The sequence below is a fragment of the Polaribacter sp. R2A056_3_33 genome (assembly GCF_019278485.1).
Lineage (GTDB): Bacteria > Bacteroidota > Bacteroidia > Flavobacteriales > Flavobacteriaceae > Polaribacter.
Genome location: NZ_CP058984.1, coordinates 1,356,201 through 1,379,067 on the forward strand (window position 1 = coordinate 1,356,201; position 22,867 = coordinate 1,379,067).

Consider the following 22,867-nt stretch of genomic DNA (forward strand, 5'->3'; position numbering starts at 1 on the left):
AAAATTAAGATATACAGGCTTTTATGAATTTTTTTAAAGTAATAATTAGTTCTGGAGTATTTTCAATATGACTCATATGTCCGTCAGGAAAAATAATAAGTTCGGTATCTGTCTTTTTAGCCTCCACTATAGAAGTTTCTAAATCTAAAACAAGATCTTTCTCACCAACAATTATCAATTTTTTAAAATTATTTTCAGCTAAAACAGCATTGGTATTTAAGCGATTTTTCATTCCCTCATTCGCAGCAACATAACCCTGTAAAGAAGTCTGCATAGCTTCTTTTTTTACCACTTCTATTTCTTCTTTAAATTTCAATAAATTTTCTTGATTAAATAAATTTGAAATCGACATTCTTACCATGATTTCAAAATTATTCTGCACCATTTTATTTGCTCTTGTTCTTATTTTAATCCGTTCTTCAGAATCTTTTTCAGAAGTTGAGTTTAATAAGCACAAGCCCTTTATTTTAGAAGGATTCATTTTGGAAATAACCAAAGAAATATAGCCTCCAAGAGAATGGCCAACCAAAATAAATTTTCTGATTTTTAAGTGTTTTAAAACAGCTTCTATAGTCTCTGAAAACAACTCCATAGAATGTACATAACCCAAACAATCAGACTTCCCATGCCCTAATAAATCAATGGTAATTATTCTGTTTCTTTTAGTGAGTTCAGGTACAATTTTATCCCACATAGTGGAATTCTCTAAAAAACCATGTATGAAAACAACAACAGATCCTTTCCCTTGATCTGTATAAAAAATATTAGCGTTTTTGTAGACTAAAATCATAGAAACAAATATAGTGTTTGATTCGTTTTTAGAAATCTAAAACATCGTAAAACTATTTACTATATTTGGAGTAAATTCAACAACTTTATTATATGTTTCTTAAAAAAGCAATACTACTCTCTCTTTTTCTTATTTCATTAACCTTAAACGCACAAATTAACGAGAAAAAACTCGATAATTTAATAGAAGAAACCTTAAAAACTTTTGAGGTTCCTGGTATTTCTGTCGGAATTTTAAAAGATGGAAAAATAGTCTACGCAAAAGGTCACGGAGTTCGTTCTTTAACCAACAAAAAAGACATGAATGAAAACACCTTGGTTGGTATTGCGTCTAATAGTAAGGGATTTACTTGTTTTGCTTTGGCAATGATGGTAGATGCTGGGAAATTAAATTGGGATGATAAAGTACGTAAACACATTCCGGAATTTGAAATGTACGATGCTTGGATTAGTCAAAATATTACAGTTCGAGATTTAGTTACACACAGAAGTGGTTTAGATTTAGGCTCTGGAGATTTAATGTTTTTTCCTGAAAACAATAATTTTACCACAGAGGACATCATTAAAAATGTAAAATATTTAAAACCATCGAGTAAATTTAGAACCGATTTTAAATATAACAACAATATGTTTATTGTTGCAGGAGAGGTTTTAAAACGTGTTAGCGGACTTACTTGGGAAGAGTTTATTGAAACTAAGATAATGAAACCCGTTGGCATGAACAACAGTAAAGCATCTTACAATAGAGTTACTAACAGAACAAATATTATTGATGCACACACAAGAACAGAAGAAAAAGTAATTCAAATTCCGCATGATTGGAGCGATACTGCAAACCCAGCTGGTGGAATTATGAGTAACGTAAACGACATGTTAACTTGGGCAAATTTTTTAATGAATGATGCTGTTACCAAAAACGGAGAGCGCTTGCTAAGTGAAACTCAATTTCATGAACTTTGGCAATTACAAACTCCTTTAAAAGTTACTAAAGATGATTCTTATAATTCTAACTTTAGAGGCTACGGTTTGGGTTGGTTTGTAACCGATGTTAAAGGCGGACACAAACAAGTGTATCATACTGGTGGTTTATTGGGTACCGTTACTCAGTTTACTATGATACCAGATTTAGATTTGGCAATTATCGTATTAACAAACCAAATGAACGGAAGTGCTTTTAACACCATTACAAATACGGTAAAAGACACTTATTTAGGTTATGAAAATAGAAACTGGATCGAAAAACTAGGAACTAATAATACCAAGTATTTAAAATACAACGACAGTATAAAAGCAAGTGTTTATAATAAAGTTGCAGTAGCGAAAGCAGATAAAAGCTTGCCAAGACCTTCACAAATTGTAGGTACTTATAATGATGCTTGGTTTGGTAATATGACCATTTCTAATGATGGAAATTCTTACAGTATAAAATGTGAACGCTCTGCTACTTTATTTGGAGAATTATTGCCATACAACCAAACAACCTACGTTGCAAAATGGAACAATAGAAGTTATGATGCAGATGTTTTTGTACAATTTTCTTTTGATGAAAAAGGAAATACCACAGGAGCAACCATGAAATTTATTGCACCAATTACAGATTTTAGTTTCGACTTTAATCATTTAAACTTTAAAAAAGTAAACTAAATTGAACAAAACAAGAGATATTTGGATTGCAGGTTTTGCATTATTTTCACTCTTTTTTGGGGCTGGAAATTTAATTTTACCACCAACTTTAGGTGTTAAATCTGGATCAGATTGGTGGATTGTTGTTTTAGGTTTTATCTTAACAGCCATCATTATTCCTATTTTTGCTATTTTTGCGCACGCAAGGCTACAAGGAACTTTGTACGATTTTGGTAAGAAAGTATCACCTGTTTTTAGTACTATTTTTTGTTTTTTAATATACATTATAGCCGCGGCAATTCCGTCACCTAGAACTGCTGCGGTTACTCATGAAATGGCAATTCAACCTTTTTTTGATTCACCACCTATTTTAACCAGTATTATTTACTTTGTTTTAGTATTTATTTTTGCGGTAAATCGCTCTAAAATAATTAGTTTAATTGGTAAATTCTTAACGCCAATTATTGTAATAATTTTATTGGTCATTATTTCGATTGCCTTTTTTACTTCTCCAGGAACCGTAAATCCATCATCCTTTAAAAACCCTTTTGTAGACGGAATTTTAGAAGGATATCAAACTTTTGATGCCATTGCAGGTGTTGTGGTTGGAGCCGTAATTATTATTTCTTTAGATTACAGCAATCACACAACTTTTTTAGAGAAAAGAACATTAATTAGAAAAGCGGGGTATATATCTGGGATTGGTTTGTTATTAATTTACGGAGGTTTAATTTTAAGCGGATCTTTATTCAGTGCTACGTTTACAGAAAATGCTACAAGAATTGAAATTTTATCTGGTTTAAGTACTAAAACCTTAGGTAATTTAGGTACTACTTTTTTAAGTGTATTGGTTGCTTTAGCTTGTTTTACAACAGCAGTTGGTATTGTTACCGGAACTGCAGATTATATAAAAGGAATTTGCAACAATTCTAAAACGGCATATGTTATTACGGCTGCAATTGCTTCCATTGTTGGAATTATTGTTGGAAGCTACAATGTTGGTTTTATTATTGATGTTGCCGTGCCTGCGTTAATGTTTGTCTACCCAATAACCATTATGCTCATTTTACTAAATGTGGTACCAGAAAAATATGCTTCTAAATTGGTTTTTAGAGGTGTTGTAATTGTAACTTTTATCTTTAGTATTCCAGATTTCTTAGGTTTTATCATTCCTAGAGAAAACTTAACCGGCATTAAAAGTTTTATTCCGCTTGCAGAACACAGTTTGGGTTGGGTGTTGCCTGCTTTGGTAGTTTTTGTTTTGTTGAATTTAATTACAAATAAAACAAATTAATACTTGTTGGAAACGGCTTTGATTTATTAGAAGACTAGCTAGATTGTTTATTTTCAGTAAACTATGATTTGTTTTAATTTTATTTAAGAAAAATAAATTTTAAATGGTTTCTATTTTTACCATCAAAAATTATAAATCCTAAATTGGTAATAAAATGGCTAAAAAGCATAGAAATTGCGGCTCCCATTATTTTGTAAGTAGGAATTAAAAGAAGGCCTAAAGTTAAATTTATAAAACAGCCTACAATAAATCGGTATACATTTTTTTTAAGTTGATTACTATTGATGAGGTGTTTTTCAAAAACCATTCCCAGGAAAATGAATATTGGCGACCAACTAAATATTTTTAGCGGCGTAGCGATAGAAACATAACTTTCATTAAAAAAAGTACTTAAAATAGAGGTTCCAAAAAATGTGTAAAATAATCCTATTAGAACTCCTAATAATAACATGTATTTATACAAAGCGCTTATTTTTTTCTGATATATATTGATATCCGTTTTATAAGATTCTGCCAAAGAAGGATATAATGCATTAATTATTGAAAAACCAATACTCCAGGTAAGAGCTATAACTAAAAAATCAATGGTAGCAAAAAGACCTATTGCAGCATCTCCAAAATAGTATTTTAAAATAAAATCATCAATAGAAATGTAGAGAGATACTAATAAATTTGAAAGTATTAAAGGATAAGAGTTTTTTAATAAATATTTTGCCATCGATATAGAAAAATATTTATTTTTAAGTTTGATAGAGGTTTTAGTAATAAAAATAAAGCCGTAAATAATTCCTTGCAATAAGAAATCAATAATTAAAAGTGATGCAAAATATTGAATTCCAAGTTGATGTTCAACTCCATAATATTGTAATAAAACAATACAAAATAAGCTTGAAATTTTACTTATAAAAATATAATTCGTTTTTTTAATAGCATAAAAATAATATTCAAAAACATCTGTAATCCTTATAAAATAGCTAAAACCAATTAAAAAGTAGAGCCAAAATAGTTCGTTACTATTATAAAAGTAATTGTAAATTAAAAGTCCAAGGAAAAATAAAATCCAGCTAAAAAGGCGCAAGTAGAACGCAGTTACTAAAATTTCTTTTGTTTTTTTCGGATTAAAAATGATCTCTCGAATACAAATTGCAGATAATCCTAAAAATAATACAGGTGCAAAAAAAGCAATAAATGTTTCAGCAAACTTAAGTTTGCCAATATTTAAAACACCAAGTGAATTAAAAATTTTAGGAATAATAAAGATACCAACAAGTAACTGAATCAATTTTTCGCCAATAAACCACTTTGTATTAAGAAAATCTTGTTTACTAAAAAGCACAGGTATCTAATATAGAATTGAATGTATAAAGATTAAACTTTTTTTGTAATCTTGTAGCCTAAATTATTAAAATGTCTCCAGAATTTCTAAGACGCTACTATATCCTAAAAATTATTACAAATCCAAAAGCTTTTGGTGTGGATAATGATTTATATGTAACGCATAAAGAACTTCAACAAAAACTACAGGATAAACAATCAGAATTTATTGAAAATGAATTTTTAAGTAAATTAAATTCTAACAGTCCAAAAACGGTTCATAGAGATTTCCAATTTATTAAAAATGAGTTTGGCGTTCATATTTCATTAAAAAGAGGCTATGGCTATTTTGTTAAAAGCGGTTATGTATCCGAAGAAATTACAGATATTTTTAATAGATGCGAGCACTTATTAATAAGTAAAAAAGCATCTGAAAATAATTCTTGTGTAACTACAGAAAAATCTTCATTAAATAGTAAGTTAGATTTGTTAGGGCTAATTAATGCCATAGAAAACAAGTATGTAATTCATATAAGTTACAAAGGTTGGTATGATGATAATTGTTTTGAAGAAATTAGTAAAAAAGCCTTCCAACCTTTACATTTAAAAGAAAAAGATAAAGCTTGGTATTTGCTTGCGTATTGCCCTATAGATGCTAAAATTACGTCATTTTGTTTAGATAAACGTTTACAGGAAATTAGAATCTTTAAAAGAAAAATGTTAGAAGCAATTCCTTTTGATCATAATACTTATTTTAAAGATGCAGTTGGTATTTTAAATGATGAAACAAAAGCAGAGAAAATCACATTACAAGTAGCCAATCATCATTTAAAATATCTGATAAGCAAACCAATACATGCTAGTCAACGTCTTGTGGTTGAACCTGTAAAATGGAATTCAGAGGCGTTAGATTACGCTGATCCTGATATTTGGGGAACGATTGAAGTTCAACTCAAACCAAATTACGAGTTTATCATGGAGATGCTAAAGTTTAACCAATGGATTAAAATTATTTCACCAAAATCTGTGGTAGATAATTTTAAAGAACACTTACAATCTATTGTAAAATACTACAAGTAATTTTTTTTAGAATTTTTTAACTTCCCTCAAATAGACTTTGTTTGTCTCTTTGACAATTCTATTTTTGAAGATTGAAATCTACATACGCCAATCGTTAAAATTTAAACATTCTGTGAATGTGAAAAGCGAATATATTGGTTATGCTTTGTCTGTTTCAATTAGTACTATGTTTTCTAATCCAATGAATGAAAAAGGAAAAGTACATGTTACTTTTATGAGAGTTAAAGGTATTTAAATACTGGTTTTTTAGAAGATAGAGTTATTTAAAATAAAAATAATTATGAAATTTATATTGGGGGATATAAATTTTATTAGAATAAAGAATACGCAAAAGTATCGCGTATTCTTTATTTAAAATTATTTTTTTTACATAGTATATTATTGTTATTATAGTTAAGTCTTTTGAAAAGGGAAATTAAAAATTGCTATGAATTGTAAAAGGGGAAATGATGTATTCATTTACCCCTTTTTATTTTAAGAGAGTTTTTATAACAATTTGCTGACATTAATTGTTGTCCACTTTTTAAAGTCAACTAATCACAAAACAAAATATGCCAATGTAAGACATCATAAATTCATGTTTTGATCGTGTTTTATAATCAAATTTTAGATTTTATCCTACTCAACGTTTCTTGTGATATATTGATGTAAGAAGCTACAATTTTGTTTGGTAAACGCTTAACAATGTTTGGATTTATCTTGAATAATTGCTTGTATCGCTCTGATGCATCTAGTGTCGTAAATGAGATCAATCTCTTAGAATTATTTACATATGCCTTTTCTAAATAGATACTATAAAAATCTTTCCATTTAGGAACAATAGTCATAAGATGTCTAAAATCATCGTGCGTGATGTATAGAAGTTCACTATTTTCAATAACCTGAATGGTTTCTTGCGCAGGTTCTTTGGTTATAAAACTAACCAATTCTGTCGCAAACTGATTTTCAAAAGCAATATAACGCGTTACATCTTTCCCCTCTTCATTGATGTAAAATAATCTTAAACACCCTTTTTTCACGAAATAACTAGCCTGACTATTTTTACCATTTGAAAGTAAAATGTCATTTTTCTTTTTTTTAATTATTTTAAAATAAGATAACACGATTTTTAAATCTTCATCATCAATATGTATATTCTTTTTTATGAAGTTAATCAGTTCAATATTATTTATCATCTATTTGTAGTCTCTTACAAATTTACGATAATGAATAATATCTTGTATTGTTAACACCATCAAATTGTGTTCAATTGCAAATTCTGAAATCGTGTCAATTTTTGCCATTGTTCCGTCGTCATTCATTAATTCACACAGTACTGCTTCTGGTTTTAAACCTGCTAATTTCATTAAATCTACGCTTCCTTCTGTATGACCTTTTCTATCCAAAACCCCATTATCTTTGGCTCTTAAAGGAAAAATATGACCAGGTTTTGCTAAATCGTTGCTATTCGCATTTTCTTTACTCGCAGCTTTTATTGTAGTTAATCTATCTTTAGCAGAAACTCCTGTAGTAACGCCTTTTCTTGCCTCAATTGAAATTGTAAAAGGTGTTTGGTAGCTACTTGTATTTTCTTTTACCATATAAGGTAACCCTAATGTATCTGCTTTTTCATTCGGCAAACAAAGACAAACAATACCACTACATTTTCTAATCATCAATGCCATTTGATTATTTGTCATGTGATGCGCAGAGAATACCAGATCACCTTCATTTTCTCTATCTTCATCATCCATTAAGATAATTCCATTTCCATTTTTAAGGTGTAATAATGCTTTTTCTAACCGTTCTTTACTGTCTTTACCAAACCTTTGTAATGTATCTAATTCTGTAAGTACCATCTTAAAATCTATTTATTTTTTCGACTGTAAAATTAAGGCTGTCTCAAGTAAAACTATTTGATGTAAGTCAATAAATTCATTTATTTTAATCTAAATAATGATAACAAAAGAAGCTAATATTCACGTTGTGGAATTTTACTTTTTGTTGCTCTTTTCACTAACTTAACCGGAATTAAAAGTATTATTCCTTTTACAGGACATAGTTTAGGTTGGGTATTGCCTGCTTTGTTGGGTTGAATTTGAAGAAGAAATAGATATTAAAAGCATAACTATACTTTTATTTTTCATTATAAATCTAGCTTTTTCTTTACACAAGCTATTACATACCTATATTTTTTAATTCCATATTTTTATATGAATCTAATAAATATTTTAAATTAAAATTCATCAAATCAAAATTACTCTCTAGATGTAAAGAAAAACTGAATTTTTTTGTTTTAGGATTTAAATCAGTTATTTTAATTTTTTCAAGAATTTCAATTAAACTGAATTTATTGTTTTTTACAATTTGAACTAACATATCCCAACTCACAATATCTATAAAGAATAAATTCTCGTAAGGTATAATTTTAAGCTCTTCCTCTTTTCTAATTTTTAAAGTTTCATCCTTAAGAAATTGCTCCCATATGTCTTCTGAGTTTCCTAAAAATAGTTTTTTATATGTAATAATAATACCATAATAAATTTCAGACTCACTTAGTTTAGCTGCTACATTAACCATCTGTTTAGCATAGGCTTTAACCAAATTTTTTCTAAACTCATTTGCTAATATTTTATCATCAGGATTAGCACGAGCATAAGGTTTTATTTCGATAGCTTTAACTTCTAAAAGGATATTATTATCAATAACAAAATCAACTAAGTTATTCTTCAAACCTAATATTTTTTCTAACTCCTTTTCTGTTCTATACTTAAAGTTTGCCTCATCCAATCCTAATTTTACATACTTTTCCATTCTAGCTCCAAATTCCGTTGTGAATTTATCATCATTACTTTTTAAATATTCGTAAATAAAATGAGTAAAATTATGTTTTAATAAATTTTTATGAGGAACAATATAACTATTTTGAAAATCAAGAAATGGTTTTCTAGTAAAAACAGATTGCTCAAAAGTTTGTAAATTATAATTTTTTATTATCCCTTTGTCTTTTTCTAAAATATCATCAATTTTATCTTCTGAGAAGCATAAAAGATTTAAGTAGTTTTTAACATCAGTCTCATTAAATACTTTAATTAAGATATCATAATCTTCACTAGAGAAATTCCCTCCAATCAAAAAATTTATTTTCCCATTGAATCCTGATTCCAAATTATTAAAAGTAAACATCCAAATTACAAATGAAATATTAATAAAAATATTCAAATCAATTTTTGTCAAATTTTTAAAGGATTTACTTATATCATATTTGTTCTTCAACTCATGGAATAGGATTAATTGTCGAGTGAAAGTATCCCAATGCACTTGATTTTGATAAGTGAATTGTTGATGAGCCATCATTATCAAAGGTTTTTGAAAATTTAATGATTTACTCAAGTTAAATAAATCATTTGACATCTCAAGAGCTTCCAATTGCTTCATCAGTTTTATTAAATCGTTTCCATCAGCAACTTTAGCTTTATGCTTTTTAGGATAAAATTCATAATTCCATTTTAATAATAAAAATAAGTGCCAAATTGGAATACGATAATTCTTATTGATTTCAGTTTTGCGTAATTGTTTTAAGATTTCTGTAGTGATGGATTCAAGCGTAAAAGTTTTTAATTTATTTCTTATTGGTCTATAGTCCATTTTTTTTTATGCTTGTATTTAATGTTACTCTGAATACATATCGTTTTAATAACCTATATTCAACGTTAGTTAAATGTAGCTTAAATTAAATTTAAAAGCAAACTAACTTCATTGCAAGATTTCAACTAAATACACGACCAACAAACCACAACAATAAAATATGGCAGTTCAAGACATTGTAAAATATTCCTTTAAAGAAACCTTTTCTGTAAGTACAGTTCAATTCGAAAAAGCGTGTACCATAGATCATTCTGTGCAACAAAACGCCTATTCTATTTATTGGATTCAAGAAGGAAGTGGAACCTACAATATCGATTTTGAAAGCTATACGTTTAACGACAATGTGTTGTTCTTTTTATCACCCGGACAAGTATTTACCGTAGATTCCGAACAAATAAAAACCGCCTACAAACTTACCTTTGTAAGAGACTTTTACTGCATACAAACCCACGATACAGAAGTGGCGTGTAACGGAATTCTGTTCAACAACATTTATGAAACTCCATTTGTAAAACCTTGTAAAAAAGACACCCAAAAACTCAACTTTATTTTAGAGAGTTTAATCGAAGAGTTTCAGCAAAACGAAACCGCACAGTACGATATGTTGCAATCTTATTTAAAGCAATTTATCATTTCTTCTGTTCGTGTAAAAAAGGAAAACCACGTTATTAAAGAAGACACCGAAACTCGTCTTTTTAAAGATTTTAGCTTATTGGTAGAGCAGAATTTTAAAACCATGCATACTGTAACAGACTATGCAAACAGATTAGGACTTTCGCCAAAATCTATTAGCAAACACTTTCAAAAACTGGGTGCAAAAACGCCTTCAGACTTTATTAAAAACCGCATTTTATTAGAAGCAAAACGTCAACTTATTTACACCGATAAAACAGTAAAAGAAATTGCTTTCGAGCTTGGTTTTAACGATCCTGCCTATTTTACGCGCTTTTTTACAAAGGGTGTCGAAAAATCTCCACTTCAATTTAAAAAAGAATATTAACTGTTTATATTTCACCTCAGCTTCACTATAAAATCCCTCTTAAAGACTGATTAAAAGGGTTCATTTAGTTTTTTTCTTTCAGTTTTGTCATTTCGAAATTTTGGGAGAAATCTCATAAAGTTTGGTTGACGTTGTGTTATCACTGTTATGAGGTTTCTCCTATTGTCTAAATGACAAGCTTGTGGTTTATGTTCTAGCTTCACGCAACATTTTTTAATTTTCTTGGGCGTGCCCTTATCAGGTCAGGCTTTCGCAACTCGCTTTTTAAAGTTTTATCAAACTTTAAAAGAGCTCAAACAACTTGCTCTATCCTTCACGCGTGCATTTTTGCCAACTTTTTTACCTTGTCCAAACAGTAGGAACTTTTGTCCATTTTTAAACCTCTATCTCGGTTGCATCTTTGCAGTGTGTAACAATAACAACACAACAACAAGATATAAATCCTGCTTTAGCAGCAATTAAAAATAAGGAAAAATGGAAATTCAATTAGAAAAAACAGACTTTAACAATGTTATAGAAAACAACAGTAATGTATTATTAGATTTTTACGCAGACTGGTGTGGACCTTGTCAAACATTATTACCAACCATCAACAAATTAGCAGACGAGTTACAGGAAAACATTACCATTAAAAAAGTAAATGTAGATGAATACCCAGAATTAGCAGCTAAGTTTAATGTAAGAAATATACCAACATTAATCTTCTTTAAAGACGGAGCACCTGCTGACAGACATACAGGTTTAATTACAGAAAGTAGTTTAAGAAGTAAAATAGACAACTTAAAATAAGGACTACAACCATCAAAAAATAGACAACTTTTTAACGAGTCCAAAGCAAAGGAACTTTTGTCCAATTTTTGAAGTCATTATCGGTTGCATCTTTGCAGAGTCAAACAGTAACAATTAAAAAAACAACAATATGAAAACAATAGAAAACGCACAATGCCCAAACTGTTGGGGATACCAAACATACGACGAGCAACACCAAACACAACAACTTTGCGAATGCAAAGCATAATATAAAAGGAGAACAAAATATTAATAATAAAACAATTTAAAATAAAATTATGAGCACATTTAACGTACCAACAAAAAACGAAGTATCAGAAAATAACCAAGCAATTTTTAACCAATTAGAAAAAGGATTGGGTTTTGTACCAAATTTATACGCAGCATTTGCACACAGTGAAACTGCATTAGGTAACTTTTTAGCAATAGGGCAAGGAAAAACAAGTTTTTCGGCCAAAGAAAAAGAAGTAATCAACTTAGCAGTAAGTCAAGTAAACGAATGTGTGTATTGTTTATCTGCACACACAGCAATTGGTAAAATGAATGGTTTTACAGAACCTCAAATTTTAGAATTAAGAGCTGGTGAAGCTTCCTTTGATGCAAAATTAGATGCTTTAGCAAAATTTTCTAGAAGTGTATCTCTAAACAGAGGAGCTGCAACAACAGAAGCAATAGAAAACTTATACGCAGCAGGATATACAAAAGGAAACTTGGCAGATGCAATTATCTTAATAGGAGAAATTACCATTACCAACTACTTTCATAAAACAACAGATGTTGCCGTAGATTTTCCTGTAGCACAAACTTTAGAAGTAGCAACAATTTAATAAATAATCAATTTTAATAATAATTAGTAATACACAACAATCATGAAAAAAGTAATCGCAATTTTAGTAATCATTTTAGGTTTCGCATTTAATACAAATGCACAAGATGTAAAAACAGTTTCTTTAGAACAAACCAAGGGTGAGTTTACTCAGAAACAACTTACATTATCTGAAGGAACTTATGTTTTTGAAGTAGCAAACAACAATGTAGGTCATAATGTTGGTTTTGTTTTAGCACCTAAAGCAGATGTAAAAGCACACATAAAAAACGCGTATGTTACTGCACAAGTAAAAAACAACACCAAAGAAAGCTCTAAAGAAGTAACGCTTAAAAAAGGTGAATATGTTTATTTCTGTCCTTTAAACCCAACACCACAATATACTTTAATCGTAGAATAATTTTCTTAATTCAAGTAGTGATTGGCGAGCAGAAATGCTCGCCTTTTTTGCATTTATAAACTAAAATTTTTCTGGCACAAAAGTTTGGTAATCCATTGGTGGTCTTACATAGGCTTTACTGTCTGGTAAAGGCGGAAGTTCAATTGGTTTTATATCCATTTTTTCATAAGGAATCTTACTTAACATATGACTGATACAATTTAGTCTCGCTTTCTTTTTGTTATCAGAATTTACGACAAACCAAGGCACTTGCTTTGTATCTGTATGGGCAAACATTTTATCTTTTGCTTCAGAATACTCTAACCATCGCGAACGAGATTGTAAATCCATCGGACTAAATTTCCAACGTTTTAAAGGATTAGAAATACGGTTTTTAAAACGTCTTTCTTGTTCTTCATCACTAACAGAAAACCAATATTTTAAAACAATAATGCCAGATCTTACTAACATACGTTCAAATTCTGGACAAGAACGTAAAAACTCATCATATTCATCATTTGTACAAAAGCCCATTACCTTCTCTACTCCTGCTCTATTGTACCAACTTCTATCAAACAACACAATTTCTCCTGCAGCCGGTAAATATTGCACGTAACGCTGAAAATACCATTGTGATTTTTCTTTTTCTGTAGGCACACCCAATGCAACCACTTTACAAATTCTAGGGTTTAAAGGCTCTGTAAAACGTTTTATAGTTCCTCCTTTACCAGAAGCATCTCTTCCTTCAAAAAGAACGACTACTTTTAAACCTTGGCTTTTAACCCACTCTTGCATGTGCACCAATTCTGTGTGCAATATTTTTAATTCTTCGTCGTAATTAAATTTCTTTTTCTTAGTGCTAACCTTCTTTTCTTTATCCATCTACGCAATCTACGAAAATTCAAAAAAATATGAAATACATTTATTTTTAGTAGTGCTATTTTAAATTAATTATAAATAATATCGCTTAAAAAAAGCACTAAAAATTACATCAAAATTAAAAGTCTTATTTTTGCACTTCAATTTTTAATAGATATCAAAAACAACTATTTGCTAAACTACTATTCATATCCGCATACAACCTCTAAAGAATGGGTTACTTTTGTTCATGGAGCCGGAGGAAGTAGTTCTATTTGGTTTAAACAAGTAAGAGATTTTAGAAAACATTTTAACGTTTTAATCTTAGATTTACGTGGTCATGGAGATAGCAAACCAACACTAAAAGATACGTTTAAAGCAAAATATACTTTCGATTCTATTACGGCAGATATTGTTGAAGTGATTGATTATTTAAAAATTAAAAAATCTCATTTTATTGGTATTTCTTTAGGTACTATTTTAATTAGAAATCTTGCAGAAAAAAGACCAGAAATGGTAAAAAGCATGATTATGGGTGGTGCTATTATAAAAATGAATTTCCGCTCTCAAGTATTAATGAAAGTAGGTAATATCTTTAAATCTGTAGTGCCTTATATGATGCTTTACAAGCTCTTTGCCTTTATTATTATGCCAAAGAAAAATCATAAAAACTCTCGATTACTATTTGTAAACGAAGCGAAAAAATTATATCAAAAAGAATTTTTACGTTGGTTTAAATTAACATCAGAAATAAACCCTTTATTACGTTTTTTTAGAACAAAAGATATTAAAATCCCTACATTATATGTAATGGGAGCCGAAGATCATTTGTTTTTACCTTCTATAAAAAACATTGTTTCTAAACATGTTACAGCATCACTTTTTGTAATTGAAAATTGCGGTCATGTGGTAAATGTAGAACAGCCAGAAATGTTTAACAACCAAACAATCCGTTTTATTACATCTTTATAATTTCATTCATTTAATTCCGTGTAAAACACTTTTTTAATAAATTTTTATGAGGTATATTTACCTTATAAACATTTTTATTATGAATCAGATAATTACATTTGGAGAGGTTTTAATGCGAATTTCGCCTTCAGGAAACAAAAAATTTATTCAATCTAACCAAGTAGAATTTTATTTTGGTGGTACAGAATTAAATGTTGGTATTTCTGTAGCCAATTTTGGACAAGATGTAAAACATATTTCATGTGTTTCTGATGATTTTATAGGTGATACCGCTATTTCTTTTCTAAGAAAATTTGACGTTAGTACTTCTGCAATTGTTCGTTCTAGCAGACCTTTAGGTGTTTATTTTTTAGAAGTTGGTGCTGTTATGAGACCGAGTTCTATTTCTTATAATAGATCTCACTCTTCTTTTTCTGAAATTCAACCAGAAATGGTAGATTGGGAAAAATCTTTAAAAAAAGGAAAATGGTTTCATTGGACAGGTATCACTCCTGCACTTTGTAAAGGTGGTTATGAAACTTTAAAAGAAGGATTAATCCTTGCCCAAAAAAAAGGTATGGGAATTTCTGTGGATCCTACCTACAGAAGTGGTTTATGGAAATGGGGAGGCACTCCAAAAGAAGTTCTATCTGAATTAGTGAATTATTCTACCGTTTTTATTGGTGGTGTAAATGAAATAAATGAACTTTTAGAAACTAATTTCTCTTATTCTAACGACGATTTTATTGAAGCTAGTAAACAGTTAATGGAGAAGTACCCTACCATAGAAAAAGTATTTGATAAAATAAGAACTTCTATCAATTCTTCTTGGCATAAAATTAGAGCAAGAATGTGGAATGGTAAAGAATTTAAAGAAACCCAAGATTTGGACATAACACATATTGTAGACAGAATTGGTACTGGTGATGCTTTTGCTGCCGGAATAATTCATGGTTTACAAAAATTTGATGACTATAAAGCTATGGAATTTGGTAGCGCAGCGTGTGCCATTAAACATACCTATTTAGGTGATATTAATTACGCAAATGAAAAAGAAGTAATGAGTATTCTAGAAGGAAACACCACAGGTAGATTGCAGCGATAAAAAACTAAAAATATAACCGATTTTTTATAAGATTATTAACCTTAGGAAGTTTTATAAAAAAATAAGATATTTGCATTGTGAAAATAGCAGCAATCTTTTTATCGTTATTCTTGCTTTCTAAGCCCTTGCTTCCATTATTGGAATATGCTGCTTTTTACGATTATATTAAAAATGAACTTTGTGAAAACATAGAAACTCCAGAGTTACAGTGTAACGGAAAATGTCATTTAGCAAAACAGATTGTGAAGGCAGGAGATTCTGAAAATGGTAATGAAAAAAACCAATCTTTTAAAGTAGAAATTTCTATCGTTTATTTTCAAGAAACAACTCATAATGATTCTGTTCTTTTATCTAAAGATGAAAATTTAAAAATAAGTACTTCATATAATAACACCTATAAATTCCATTATACGGATGTTGTTTTTCACCCACCACTCGTTTAATTTCTTCATACTAAGAAACGCAATACACCAAATAATTGGTACTTAATTAATTTAATTAGGCTTCTAATTATGTGCTATCAATTAGAAATAATTAATAGTAAAAAACAACGCACAGTTAAGTTTTTTTTTTAACAAAAGCTTTTTACGCGGTGTTTGGTAAGCGCGTTTCCTAACGATTTATTTTTAGTAGTAAAAATGCAATTATAGCAATTGTGTTTAGCTGATAATGTGCAATATACTTTCTTAAAAATGAATAATTGTTCACCTATTTGCTGCTACTATTTTTTCAACAGTTTTTTAATAAAACAGTCCTAAAATAATGAAACATTTACAGATAATTGTAATTGCAATTTCTATTGTAATAACTTCTTGTACGCTAGATAAAACAGATTACGAAGCGGAATTAATTGTAGAAACAACAGAATATATTGAATTCGAAGAGGTAACTACCATAAATAATGAAGATTATAACATTAGCATAGAAGCTTTAAATGGTACTTTATATAAAGGTTATAATGAAGTTCATCTAAAAGTCATCAGCTTAAAAACCGGTGAAAGTATAGAGAGTTCACAAATTACCTTTTTGCCAATTATGACCGATGCAAATGGAAACAAATCTTCTTGTCCGCACGAATATGATCTAACATACAATGCTACGGAAGGGTATTACAAAGGATATGTTGTGTTTACAAATGAGAGTAGCTCTACAGTAGATTGGCAGTTGTATATCGATTTTACAGATAATAATGAAACTCAATCTATCGATAAAGTTATCACTGTAGAAGCGCAAACAAATATGAACCTAAACATGACGGCTTTTACAGGCAATGATAACGAGCAGTATTTTATTGCTTTAGTTGCACCTCAAAGTCCGCGTGTGGCACAAAACGATTTGGTTGCTGGTATTTACAAATACAACAAGCCAGCTAATGCGGCAGGAGAATTTCCTGATGTTACGCAATTTTCGTATTCAGCTGTAGAAAATCACACCTTGTTATTAGATCCAAGAATGCCAGAACCTTCTATGGGAAATCATTCATCACTTTATAATGAAGATTTATCCCAAGAAAGCGATGGTTTGTACCATGGAGTTGTAAATTATACCATGACGGGGAACTGGACGTTGAACTTCATTTTAAAAGATGAAAATAAACAAATAATAAAAGGAAACGAAGTTTCTACCGAATTTACTCCTGGAGTAGAAGGAGAAAGAGGTGAACTTCATATTGATATCTTATTTTAAAAATATGAAAGCAATAACAATAGCCATCCTATTATTAGCAACCTTGGCAAATGCACAAACTGTTGAGAAAAAAAAAGATAGTTTAGGAGGCATCTTAGATGAAGTAATAATTATAGCGGCTAAAAAAAAGAAAATAGAAACAGACATGAAAATGGCGGTTTCTGTTGATGAATTTTTAGCTTCTTCAGACAATATCAGTTTTATTAAGCGTGGTGCCTATGCATGGGAACCTCTACTTAATAATATGAGTACAGAGCGTTCTTTAATTACCATAGATGGTATGCACGTTTTTGGCGCTTGTACCGATAAAATGGATCCGGTAACGTCTTATGTAGAAAGTAATAATTTATCTGATATTGATATAAAATCAGGACAAGAAGGTAGTTTGCACGGAGCAACAATTGCTGGTAGCATCGATTTGAAAAGGAAAAGTACCGCATTTACAATTGGGGAGAATTATAAAGGTGCCTACCAAACAGGATTCGAGTTTAATAACAAACAGTTTTTTAACCTTGCAAACGCCTCTTATTCTTCTGAAAACTTAGTAATAGATGGAAGTATCTCTAACAGAAAAGCAGAAAATTATACTGACGGTAATAATGACGAAGTACAGCATTCTCAGTTCGAAAAACTGAATGCTTCTTTAGGAGTTGCCTACAAAACTAGTGATTTATCATCTCTAAGGGTAGATGCAATTTTTGATAGAGCTAAGAATGTTGGTTTCCCAGCATTACCAATGGATTTGTCTTTGTCTAGAGCATTAATTACATCGGTTGCATACAAGCAATTTTTTGAAAAAGGAATTGTAAAAGTTTGGGATACCAAAGTGTATTTTAATGCTGTAGAACATTATATGGATGATACTACAAGACCAGAAAATTTGGTTCACATGGATATGCCTGGTTGGAGTACAACGTATGGTCTGGTATCTAAAATAAATCTTCAAAAAGACAATTTATCATCTGAAGTGCAATTAAATTCCTACAATAATTTATCGATTGCAGAAATGCGAATGTATCCGCAAGACAGAAGCGAAAGAACCATGTTTGCTTATAGCTGGCCATGGGTTACCACAACTTATGCAGGACTTTCTATGAATAATTTATGGGATATTTCTGATGCAAGTCAACTAAGTTTTGGAGGCTCTGTAGGTGTCAACTACAATTATTCTAAATATGTAGAATTCAATTGGATTTTTCACCCAGGAACACCACAAGAAAAAACAAGGTTTTTACCAAACTTACATACAAGTTATAATTTAAACGTTGGTGATTTTAATTTTTCTATTGGTGGTGGTTATGGCCACAGAGCACCTTCGGTTTCGGAAGCATATGGGTATTATATTTATAATAGTTTTGATCGGTACGATTACATCGGAAATCCGGATTTGAAAAATGAAATTTCTTATGAAACCAATGCAAGTGCTGGTTTTAAAAATGAAAAATTGAGTGTGCAAGCCAAAGTAAACTATTTCTATATTCAAAATTATATTATAGGAAGAATTTTAAGTTTGGGGAGTCCAATGAATTATCAATCTGTAGGTGTAAAAGGATACACCTCTTTAGATTATGCAACATTGTTCAATTTTTCACTAAATACCAAGTACAATATTTTGGAAAACTTGCATTGGAAAGGAACACTAACGTATGCGAGAGGTTTAGATGATAATCAAAATAACTTACCTTTTATCCGTCCGTTGAGTTACCAAACTTCATTGCATTTTTCTCATAAAAATTTCGGTTTTGGAACAGCACTAAATGGTGATTTCAAACAAAATAATTACAGTCCAGAATACGGAGAAGATGAAACACCTTCATACAAAAACTTTAATGTTTCTGCAGATTATACTTTTTACATTAATAATTACAAAACAGTTTTTCAAGTAGGTGCGGAAAACCTGTTTAATGAATATTACAGCACCTACGCAGATTGGGGAAACATCCCCAGAATGGGACGTAACATTTTTACGTCTTTAAAAATCAATTTTTAAACAAACACAATCAATTAATAATCACAAATTTAAAAAACAATGAAAAATTTTAAAAAGTACCTTTTAGCATCATTAGTCTCATTATCAATAATTTCTTGTAGTGAAGATAGTATTCCTGTAGCCAACGACGTAACATTAGAATTTAACAATACATTTGGAGCAACAACAATTGTTTTAGGAGATGCAACCTCTACAGATGCAACTGTAAATACTTCTGTTGAAGAGCAGGTTCATCATTTTGAGGAATTAAAATATGTAATTAGCAACATTCGTCTTATAGATGTAGAGGGTAATGAGTTTCCTTATAACGTAAATAATTTAGATGAAGGAGCAACTATTATAGATCAATCTAAAACAGCAACTTTACAATATGTTTTAACAGATATTCCTTCGGATGAATACACGCAGATAAAATTTGGATTAGGAGTAAAATCTGAATTAAATACTTTAAATGAAGAACAATTCCCTAATTTTTATGCAGCAGCAGGAGCAAATGATACAGAAATGCATTGGGAATGGGGAACAGGTTACCGTTTTACAAAAATTGAAGGTTTTTATGGTACAGAAAACAATGAATTATCTTTTCACTCTGGAAGTACTGTTGAAGGTACAAGCGGAGAAGAAAGCACTTACACACAAGGTGTTGATGCTTATAGAGATATTACATTAGATCTTTCTACATCTGCAGTTGTTGGTAATAATGCACCAACAATTAAAATTAAAGCAGATTTTGATAAATTTTTAAGCGGAGAAAGTAATACAATAACATTAGTTTCTACGGCAGATATTACAAACAATGCTACGCCAAGTGCTCATACAGCTACAGAAATGATGAAATTTGTAGATAATATTGGAGGTAATGGAGGTACAGACATTAAAGGAATGTTCTCTGTAGAAAGTGTAGAAAACTAAACCTAAAAATAGAGCTGTCTTAAATTTCACTTACGACAGCTCTATTTTCTTTTTTTAAATATTGAAAATGAAAAAAATACTACTGAGTTTCTTTATCATACAGCTAATTTCATCTTGTACTAAAGAAGATGTTTATGAGCCTTTTATTTTTGACAACCCAGAAATAAAAATAAGTATTCCGGTAAATTTTCCAGAATTAAATACTTCATTTTACGCCAACGTTCCTACAAAATATGGAGTTGAATTAGGTAAAAAATTATTTAATGAAAAGAGGTTAAGTGCAGATAATACAATTTCTTGTTCTAGTTGTCATATGCAAGAAAATGCTTTTGCAGATCATAACGAAAAAGGAATTGGTATAGAAGGTAGAATAGGGCTACGTAACGCACCTCCTATCCAAAATATGGCATTTATGCAATTTTATAATTGGGATGGCAATAAACTGGTTTTAGAAAACCAACCGTTAGTTCCTATTATTACTTTCGTAGAAATGGACTCTTCTATTTTAGAGGTTATTGGCAAAATTGAAAATGATGAAGAATATCTAAATTTATTTTATAATGCTTTTGGTGATAAAGAAATTACTGCCGATAGAATTTATAATAGTATTGGTCAGTTTGAATATACATTAATTTCTACCAATAGTAAATATGATAAAGTAAAGAGACAAGAGGGAGAAGAATATACCGATGAAGAAGCACAAGGATATCAAACTTTTCAAGACAAATGTGCAAGTTGCCATAGTTCCGAATTGTTTACAGACCAAAGTTTTAGAAACATTGGCTTCCCTATTAATCCTGATTCAGAAGAAGGCGGACGCTCTAGAGTTACTGGAGAAATAGATGATTATATGCGTTTTAGAGTACCTTCTTTACGTAACATAGAATATACTGCTCCTTATGGAAGTTTTGGTCAATTTGCTACGTTAAAAGAAGTCTTAGATTATTTAGACAATGGTGTTTTAGATGCCGATAATTTAGATCCAATTTTAAAAGATAATGGAAATAGAATTCCACTTACAGAAAACGAAAAAGAGAACCTTATTTCATTTCTAACAACATTAAGTGATTCTGAATTTGTTGGGCAATAACACGAAGTTTAGAGTATAAAAAAAGCGAGTCGTAAAACTCGCTTTTAAATATTTATTTCAAAGAATTAACTTTGCATTAAATCTTCAATTTCATCTGCTTCAATAGGTATATTTCCCATTAAATTAAACGGCTCTCCTTTTTCTTGAACAACGACATCATCTTCTAAGCGAATACCAAAACCTTCTTCTGGAATGTAAATTCCTGGTTCTACTGTAAACACCATATTTGCTTCCATTGGTTTGTGTAATAAACCATAATCATGCGTATCTAAACCAATATGATGACTTGTACCATGCATAAAGTATTTCTTATACGCAGGCCAATCTTTAGGAGCATTCTTTACATCCGCCTTGTCTAATAAACCTAATTTTAATAATTCAGAAGTCATAATATCACCAACTTCTACATGATATTCTTTCCATAATGTTCCTGGAACCAATAATTTTGTAGCTTCCTTCTTAACATAGTTTACAGCATTATAAACCGCTTTTTGTCGGTCTGTAAACTTCCCCGAAACTGGTACAGTTCTAGACAAATCACTTTTATAATTTCCATATTCAGCAGCAATATCAAACAAAATTAAATCACCAGCTTTACATTCTTTATTATTTTCTACATAGTGTAAAACATTAGCATTATTACCACTAGCAATAATTGGTGTGTAAGCAAACCCTTTAGATCTATTTCTTACAAATTCATGCAACAATTCTGCCTCAATTTCATATTCCCAAACACCAGGTTTAATAAAAGATAAAATTCTACGAAAACCTTTTTCAGTAATATTACAAGCATGTTGCATTAAATCCAATTCAATTTGGTCTTTAACAGCACGTAATTTATGTAAAATAGGGCTGCTTTTAGCAACTGAATGTGCAGGATATTTTGCCAATAGCCACTTTGTAAAACGATCTTCACGAGTTTCCGTTTCTACATTTGCTCTATAATGTTCGTTTGTGTTAATGTAAAAAGTATCTGCATAAGTAGAAAGTTCAAACAATACCTTCTCTAAATCTTGCAACCAGAAAACTGTTTTAATTCCACTTGTTTCAAAAGCAGCTTCTTTTGTTAATTTTGCTCCTTCCCAGACCGCAATATGATCGTTAGTTTCTCTAACAAATAATATTTCTCTGTAAGCTTCATTAGGGCAATCAGGAAACAAAAATAATACACTTTCCTCTTGATCTACACCACTTAAATATAAGATATCTCTGTGTTGCTCAAAAGGCATTGTACTATCTGCACTAATTGGATAAATGTCATTAGAATTAAAAATAGCCAAACTATTTGGCTTCATTGCAGCAGCAAAGTTTTTTCGATTTTTTATAAATAATTTTGAGTCTATTTTATCGTATTTCATACTGATGAATTTATGTTGAAATACAAAGGTAGCAATATTTCGTTGGCTACAAATTCAACACTCATAAAATATAAAAATCTCTTATAACAAGTTTACTTATTAAATTTGACTCTATATTCAAAAACTAAAAACACCCCTTATATTTATTTTTTTTTTGCATTCGAACGGGCTTGTAGTTTATCTTGAGCGAAGTCGA

Annotated in this window: 21 protein-coding genes; 14 read left to right on the plus strand and 7 right to left on the minus strand. The window is 30.1% G+C overall.

Annotated features, from left to right (window positions below; translation table 11 throughout):
• Positions 1–4: 4 nt before the first annotated feature.
• Positions 5–790, minus strand: a complete 786-nt coding sequence (locus tag H0I29_RS05730) for an alpha/beta fold hydrolase (protein WP_218754725.1) — start codon at positions 788–790, stop codon at positions 5–7.
• A 92-nt stretch (positions 791–882) separates the two neighbouring features.
• Here H0I29_RS05730 and H0I29_RS05735 point away from each other — a divergent pair, with 92 nt between their 5' ends.
• Together H0I29_RS05735 and brnQ are read left to right on the plus strand one after the other, a co-directional pair.
• A complete protein-coding gene (locus H0I29_RS05735; protein WP_218754726.1) occupies positions 883–2,433 on the plus strand; it encodes a serine hydrolase in 1,551 nt (516 codons plus the stop codon).
• A gap of 1 nt (position 2,434) precedes the next feature.
• Positions 2,435–3,706: a branched-chain amino acid transport system II carrier protein gene (gene brnQ, locus H0I29_RS05740; protein WP_218754727.1), complete on the plus strand. Its 1,272-nt coding sequence runs from the start codon at positions 2,435–2,437 to the stop codon at positions 3,704–3,706.
• A gap of 79 nt (positions 3,707–3,785) precedes the next feature.
• Here the strand turns inward: brnQ and H0I29_RS05745 are convergent, their stop codons facing one another.
• Positions 3,786–4,988: a flippase gene (locus H0I29_RS05745; RefSeq protein ID WP_218754728.1), complete on the minus strand. Its 1,203-nt coding sequence runs from the start codon at positions 4,986–4,988 to the stop codon at positions 3,786–3,788.
• Between the two features lie 125 nt (positions 4,989–5,113).
• Here H0I29_RS05745 and H0I29_RS05750 point away from each other — a divergent pair, with 125 nt between their 5' ends.
• Positions 5,114–6,100 carry a YafY family protein gene (locus H0I29_RS05750; protein WP_218754729.1) on the plus strand — a complete coding sequence of 329 codons (987 nt, stop codon included), beginning with the start codon at positions 5,114–5,116 and terminating at the stop codon, positions 6,098–6,100.
• Between the two features lie 599 nt (positions 6,101–6,699).
• Here H0I29_RS05750 and H0I29_RS05755 read toward each other — a convergent pair.
• From H0I29_RS05755 to H0I29_RS05765, 3 genes are all read right to left on the minus strand, one after another.
• The gene (locus H0I29_RS05755) at positions 6,700–7,275 is read right to left on the minus strand and encodes a Crp/Fnr family transcriptional regulator (protein ID WP_218731894.1); all 576 of its coding nucleotides are present in this window, start codon (positions 7,273–7,275) and stop codon (positions 6,700–6,702) included.
• Entirely contained in the window at positions 7,276–7,938 is a 663-nt protein-coding gene (gene ribB, locus H0I29_RS05760) for a 3,4-dihydroxy-2-butanone-4-phosphate synthase (RefSeq protein ID WP_218754730.1), read from the minus strand. It abuts the gene before it with no gap.
• 319 nt (positions 7,939–8,257) lie between these two features.
• Positions 8,258–9,727: a hypothetical protein gene (locus tag H0I29_RS05765; protein ID WP_218731896.1), complete on the minus strand. Its 1,470-nt coding sequence runs from the start codon at positions 9,725–9,727 to the stop codon at positions 8,258–8,260.
• 160 nt (positions 9,728–9,887) lie between these two features.
• Here H0I29_RS05765 and H0I29_RS05770 point away from each other — a divergent pair, with 160 nt between their 5' ends.
• From H0I29_RS05770 to H0I29_RS05785, 4 genes are all read left to right on the plus strand, one after another.
• Positions 9,888–10,727, plus strand: coding sequence for a helix-turn-helix domain-containing protein (locus tag H0I29_RS05770; protein ID WP_218731897.1), 840 nt, complete (start codon positions 9,888–9,890; stop codon positions 10,725–10,727).
• A gap of 474 nt (positions 10,728–11,201) precedes the next feature.
• On the plus strand, positions 11,202–11,516 hold the full coding sequence (trxA, locus tag H0I29_RS05775) for a thioredoxin (protein WP_218754731.1): 315 nt from the start codon (positions 11,202–11,204) through the stop codon (positions 11,514–11,516).
• A gap of 278 nt (positions 11,517–11,794) precedes the next feature.
• Positions 11,795–12,343 (plus strand): carboxymuconolactone decarboxylase family protein, encoded by a 549-nt coding sequence (locus H0I29_RS05780; protein ID WP_218731899.1) that lies wholly within the window; start codon positions 11,795–11,797, stop codon positions 12,341–12,343.
• Between the two features lie 42 nt (positions 12,344–12,385).
• Entirely contained in the window at positions 12,386–12,742 is a 357-nt protein-coding gene (locus H0I29_RS05785; protein ID WP_218731900.1) for a cupredoxin domain-containing protein, read from the plus strand.
• Positions 12,743–12,802: 60 nt separating this feature from the next.
• On the opposite strand, the gene ppk2 is transcribed toward H0I29_RS05785, so the two are convergent.
• Positions 12,803–13,603 (minus strand): polyphosphate kinase 2, encoded by an 801-nt coding sequence (gene ppk2, locus H0I29_RS05790; protein WP_218731901.1) that lies wholly within the window; start codon positions 13,601–13,603, stop codon positions 12,803–12,805.
• 168 nt (positions 13,604–13,771) lie between these two features.
• Between ppk2 and H0I29_RS05795 the strand changes: the two genes are divergently transcribed.
• From H0I29_RS05795 to H0I29_RS05825, 7 genes are all read left to right on the plus strand, one after another.
• Positions 13,772–14,551, plus strand: coding sequence for an alpha/beta fold hydrolase (locus tag H0I29_RS05795; protein ID WP_218754732.1), 780 nt, complete (start codon positions 13,772–13,774; stop codon positions 14,549–14,551).
• Positions 14,552–14,630: 79 nt separating this feature from the next.
• Positions 14,631–15,635: a sugar kinase gene (locus tag H0I29_RS05800; protein WP_218731903.1), complete on the plus strand. Its 1,005-nt coding sequence runs from the start codon at positions 14,631–14,633 to the stop codon at positions 15,633–15,635.
• Positions 15,636–15,712: 77 nt separating this feature from the next.
• On the plus strand, positions 15,713–16,078 hold the full coding sequence (locus tag H0I29_RS05805; protein ID WP_218754733.1) for a hypothetical protein: 366 nt from the start codon (positions 15,713–15,715) through the stop codon (positions 16,076–16,078).
• Between the two features lie 319 nt (positions 16,079–16,397).
• On the plus strand, positions 16,398–17,321 hold the full coding sequence (locus H0I29_RS05810; RefSeq protein WP_218754734.1) for a hypothetical protein: 924 nt from the start codon (positions 16,398–16,400) through the stop codon (positions 17,319–17,321).
• A gap of 4 nt (positions 17,322–17,325) precedes the next feature.
• Positions 17,326–19,311, plus strand: coding sequence for a TonB-dependent siderophore receptor (locus H0I29_RS05815; RefSeq protein ID WP_218754735.1), 1,986 nt, complete (start codon positions 17,326–17,328; stop codon positions 19,309–19,311).
• A gap of 39 nt (positions 19,312–19,350) precedes the next feature.
• Complete coding sequence (locus H0I29_RS05820; RefSeq protein ID WP_218754736.1) at positions 19,351–20,223, plus strand: MbnP family protein; 873 nt, start codon at positions 19,351–19,353, stop codon at positions 20,221–20,223.
• A gap of 67 nt (positions 20,224–20,290) precedes the next feature.
• The gene (locus tag H0I29_RS05825) at positions 20,291–21,313 is read left to right on the plus strand and encodes a cytochrome-c peroxidase (protein WP_218754737.1); all 1,023 of its coding nucleotides are present in this window, start codon (positions 20,291–20,293) and stop codon (positions 21,311–21,313) included.
• Positions 21,314–21,378: 65 nt separating this feature from the next.
• Here the strand turns inward: H0I29_RS05825 and H0I29_RS05830 are convergent, their stop codons facing one another.
• Positions 21,379–22,671, minus strand: a complete 1,293-nt coding sequence (locus H0I29_RS05830; RefSeq protein ID WP_218754738.1) for an aminopeptidase P family protein — start codon at positions 22,669–22,671, stop codon at positions 21,379–21,381.
• Positions 22,672–22,867: the final 196 nt, after the last annotated feature.

Excerpts from the sequence above, each read along its gene's own strand:
- H0I29_RS05730 (WP_218754725.1), bottom strand. The coding sequence starts at position 790 with ATGATTTTAGTCTACAAAAACGCTAATATTTTTTATACAGATCAAGGG.
- H0I29_RS05735 (WP_218754726.1), top strand. The coding sequence starts at position 883 with ATGTTTCTTAAAAAAGCAATACTACTCTCTCTTTTTCTTATTTCATTA.
- H0I29_RS05750 (WP_218754729.1), top strand. The coding sequence starts at position 5,114 with ATGTCTCCAGAATTTCTAAGACGCTACTATATCCTAAAAATTATTACA.
- H0I29_RS05755 (WP_218731894.1), bottom strand. The coding sequence starts at position 7,275 with ATGATAAATAATATTGAACTGATTAACTTCATAAAAAAGAATATACAT.
- ribB (WP_218754730.1), bottom strand. The coding sequence starts at position 7,938 with ATGGTACTTACAGAATTAGATACATTACAAAGGTTTGGTAAAGACAGT.
- H0I29_RS05765 (WP_218731896.1), bottom strand. The coding sequence starts at position 9,727 with ATGGACTATAGACCAATAAGAAATAAATTAAAAACTTTTACGCTTGAA.
- H0I29_RS05770 (WP_218731897.1), top strand. The coding sequence starts at position 9,888 with ATGGCAGTTCAAGACATTGTAAAATATTCCTTTAAAGAAACCTTTTCT.
- trxA (WP_218754731.1), top strand. The coding sequence starts at position 11,202 with ATGGAAATTCAATTAGAAAAAACAGACTTTAACAATGTTATAGAAAAC.
- H0I29_RS05780 (WP_218731899.1), top strand. The coding sequence starts at position 11,795 with ATGAGCACATTTAACGTACCAACAAAAAACGAAGTATCAGAAAATAAC.
- H0I29_RS05785 (WP_218731900.1), top strand. The coding sequence starts at position 12,386 with ATGAAAAAAGTAATCGCAATTTTAGTAATCATTTTAGGTTTCGCATTT.
- ppk2 (WP_218731901.1), bottom strand. The coding sequence starts at position 13,603 with ATGGATAAAGAAAAGAAGGTTAGCACTAAGAAAAAGAAATTTAATTAC.
- H0I29_RS05800 (WP_218731903.1), top strand. The coding sequence starts at position 14,631 with ATGAATCAGATAATTACATTTGGAGAGGTTTTAATGCGAATTTCGCCT.
- H0I29_RS05810 (WP_218754734.1), top strand. The coding sequence starts at position 16,398 with ATGAAACATTTACAGATAATTGTAATTGCAATTTCTATTGTAATAACT.
- H0I29_RS05815 (WP_218754735.1), top strand. The coding sequence starts at position 17,326 with ATGAAAGCAATAACAATAGCCATCCTATTATTAGCAACCTTGGCAAAT.
- H0I29_RS05820 (WP_218754736.1), top strand. The coding sequence starts at position 19,351 with ATGAAAAATTTTAAAAAGTACCTTTTAGCATCATTAGTCTCATTATCA.
- H0I29_RS05825 (WP_218754737.1), top strand. The coding sequence starts at position 20,291 with ATGAAAAAAATACTACTGAGTTTCTTTATCATACAGCTAATTTCATCT.
- H0I29_RS05830 (WP_218754738.1), bottom strand. The coding sequence starts at position 22,671 with ATGAAATACGATAAAATAGACTCAAAATTATTTATAAAAAATCGAAAA.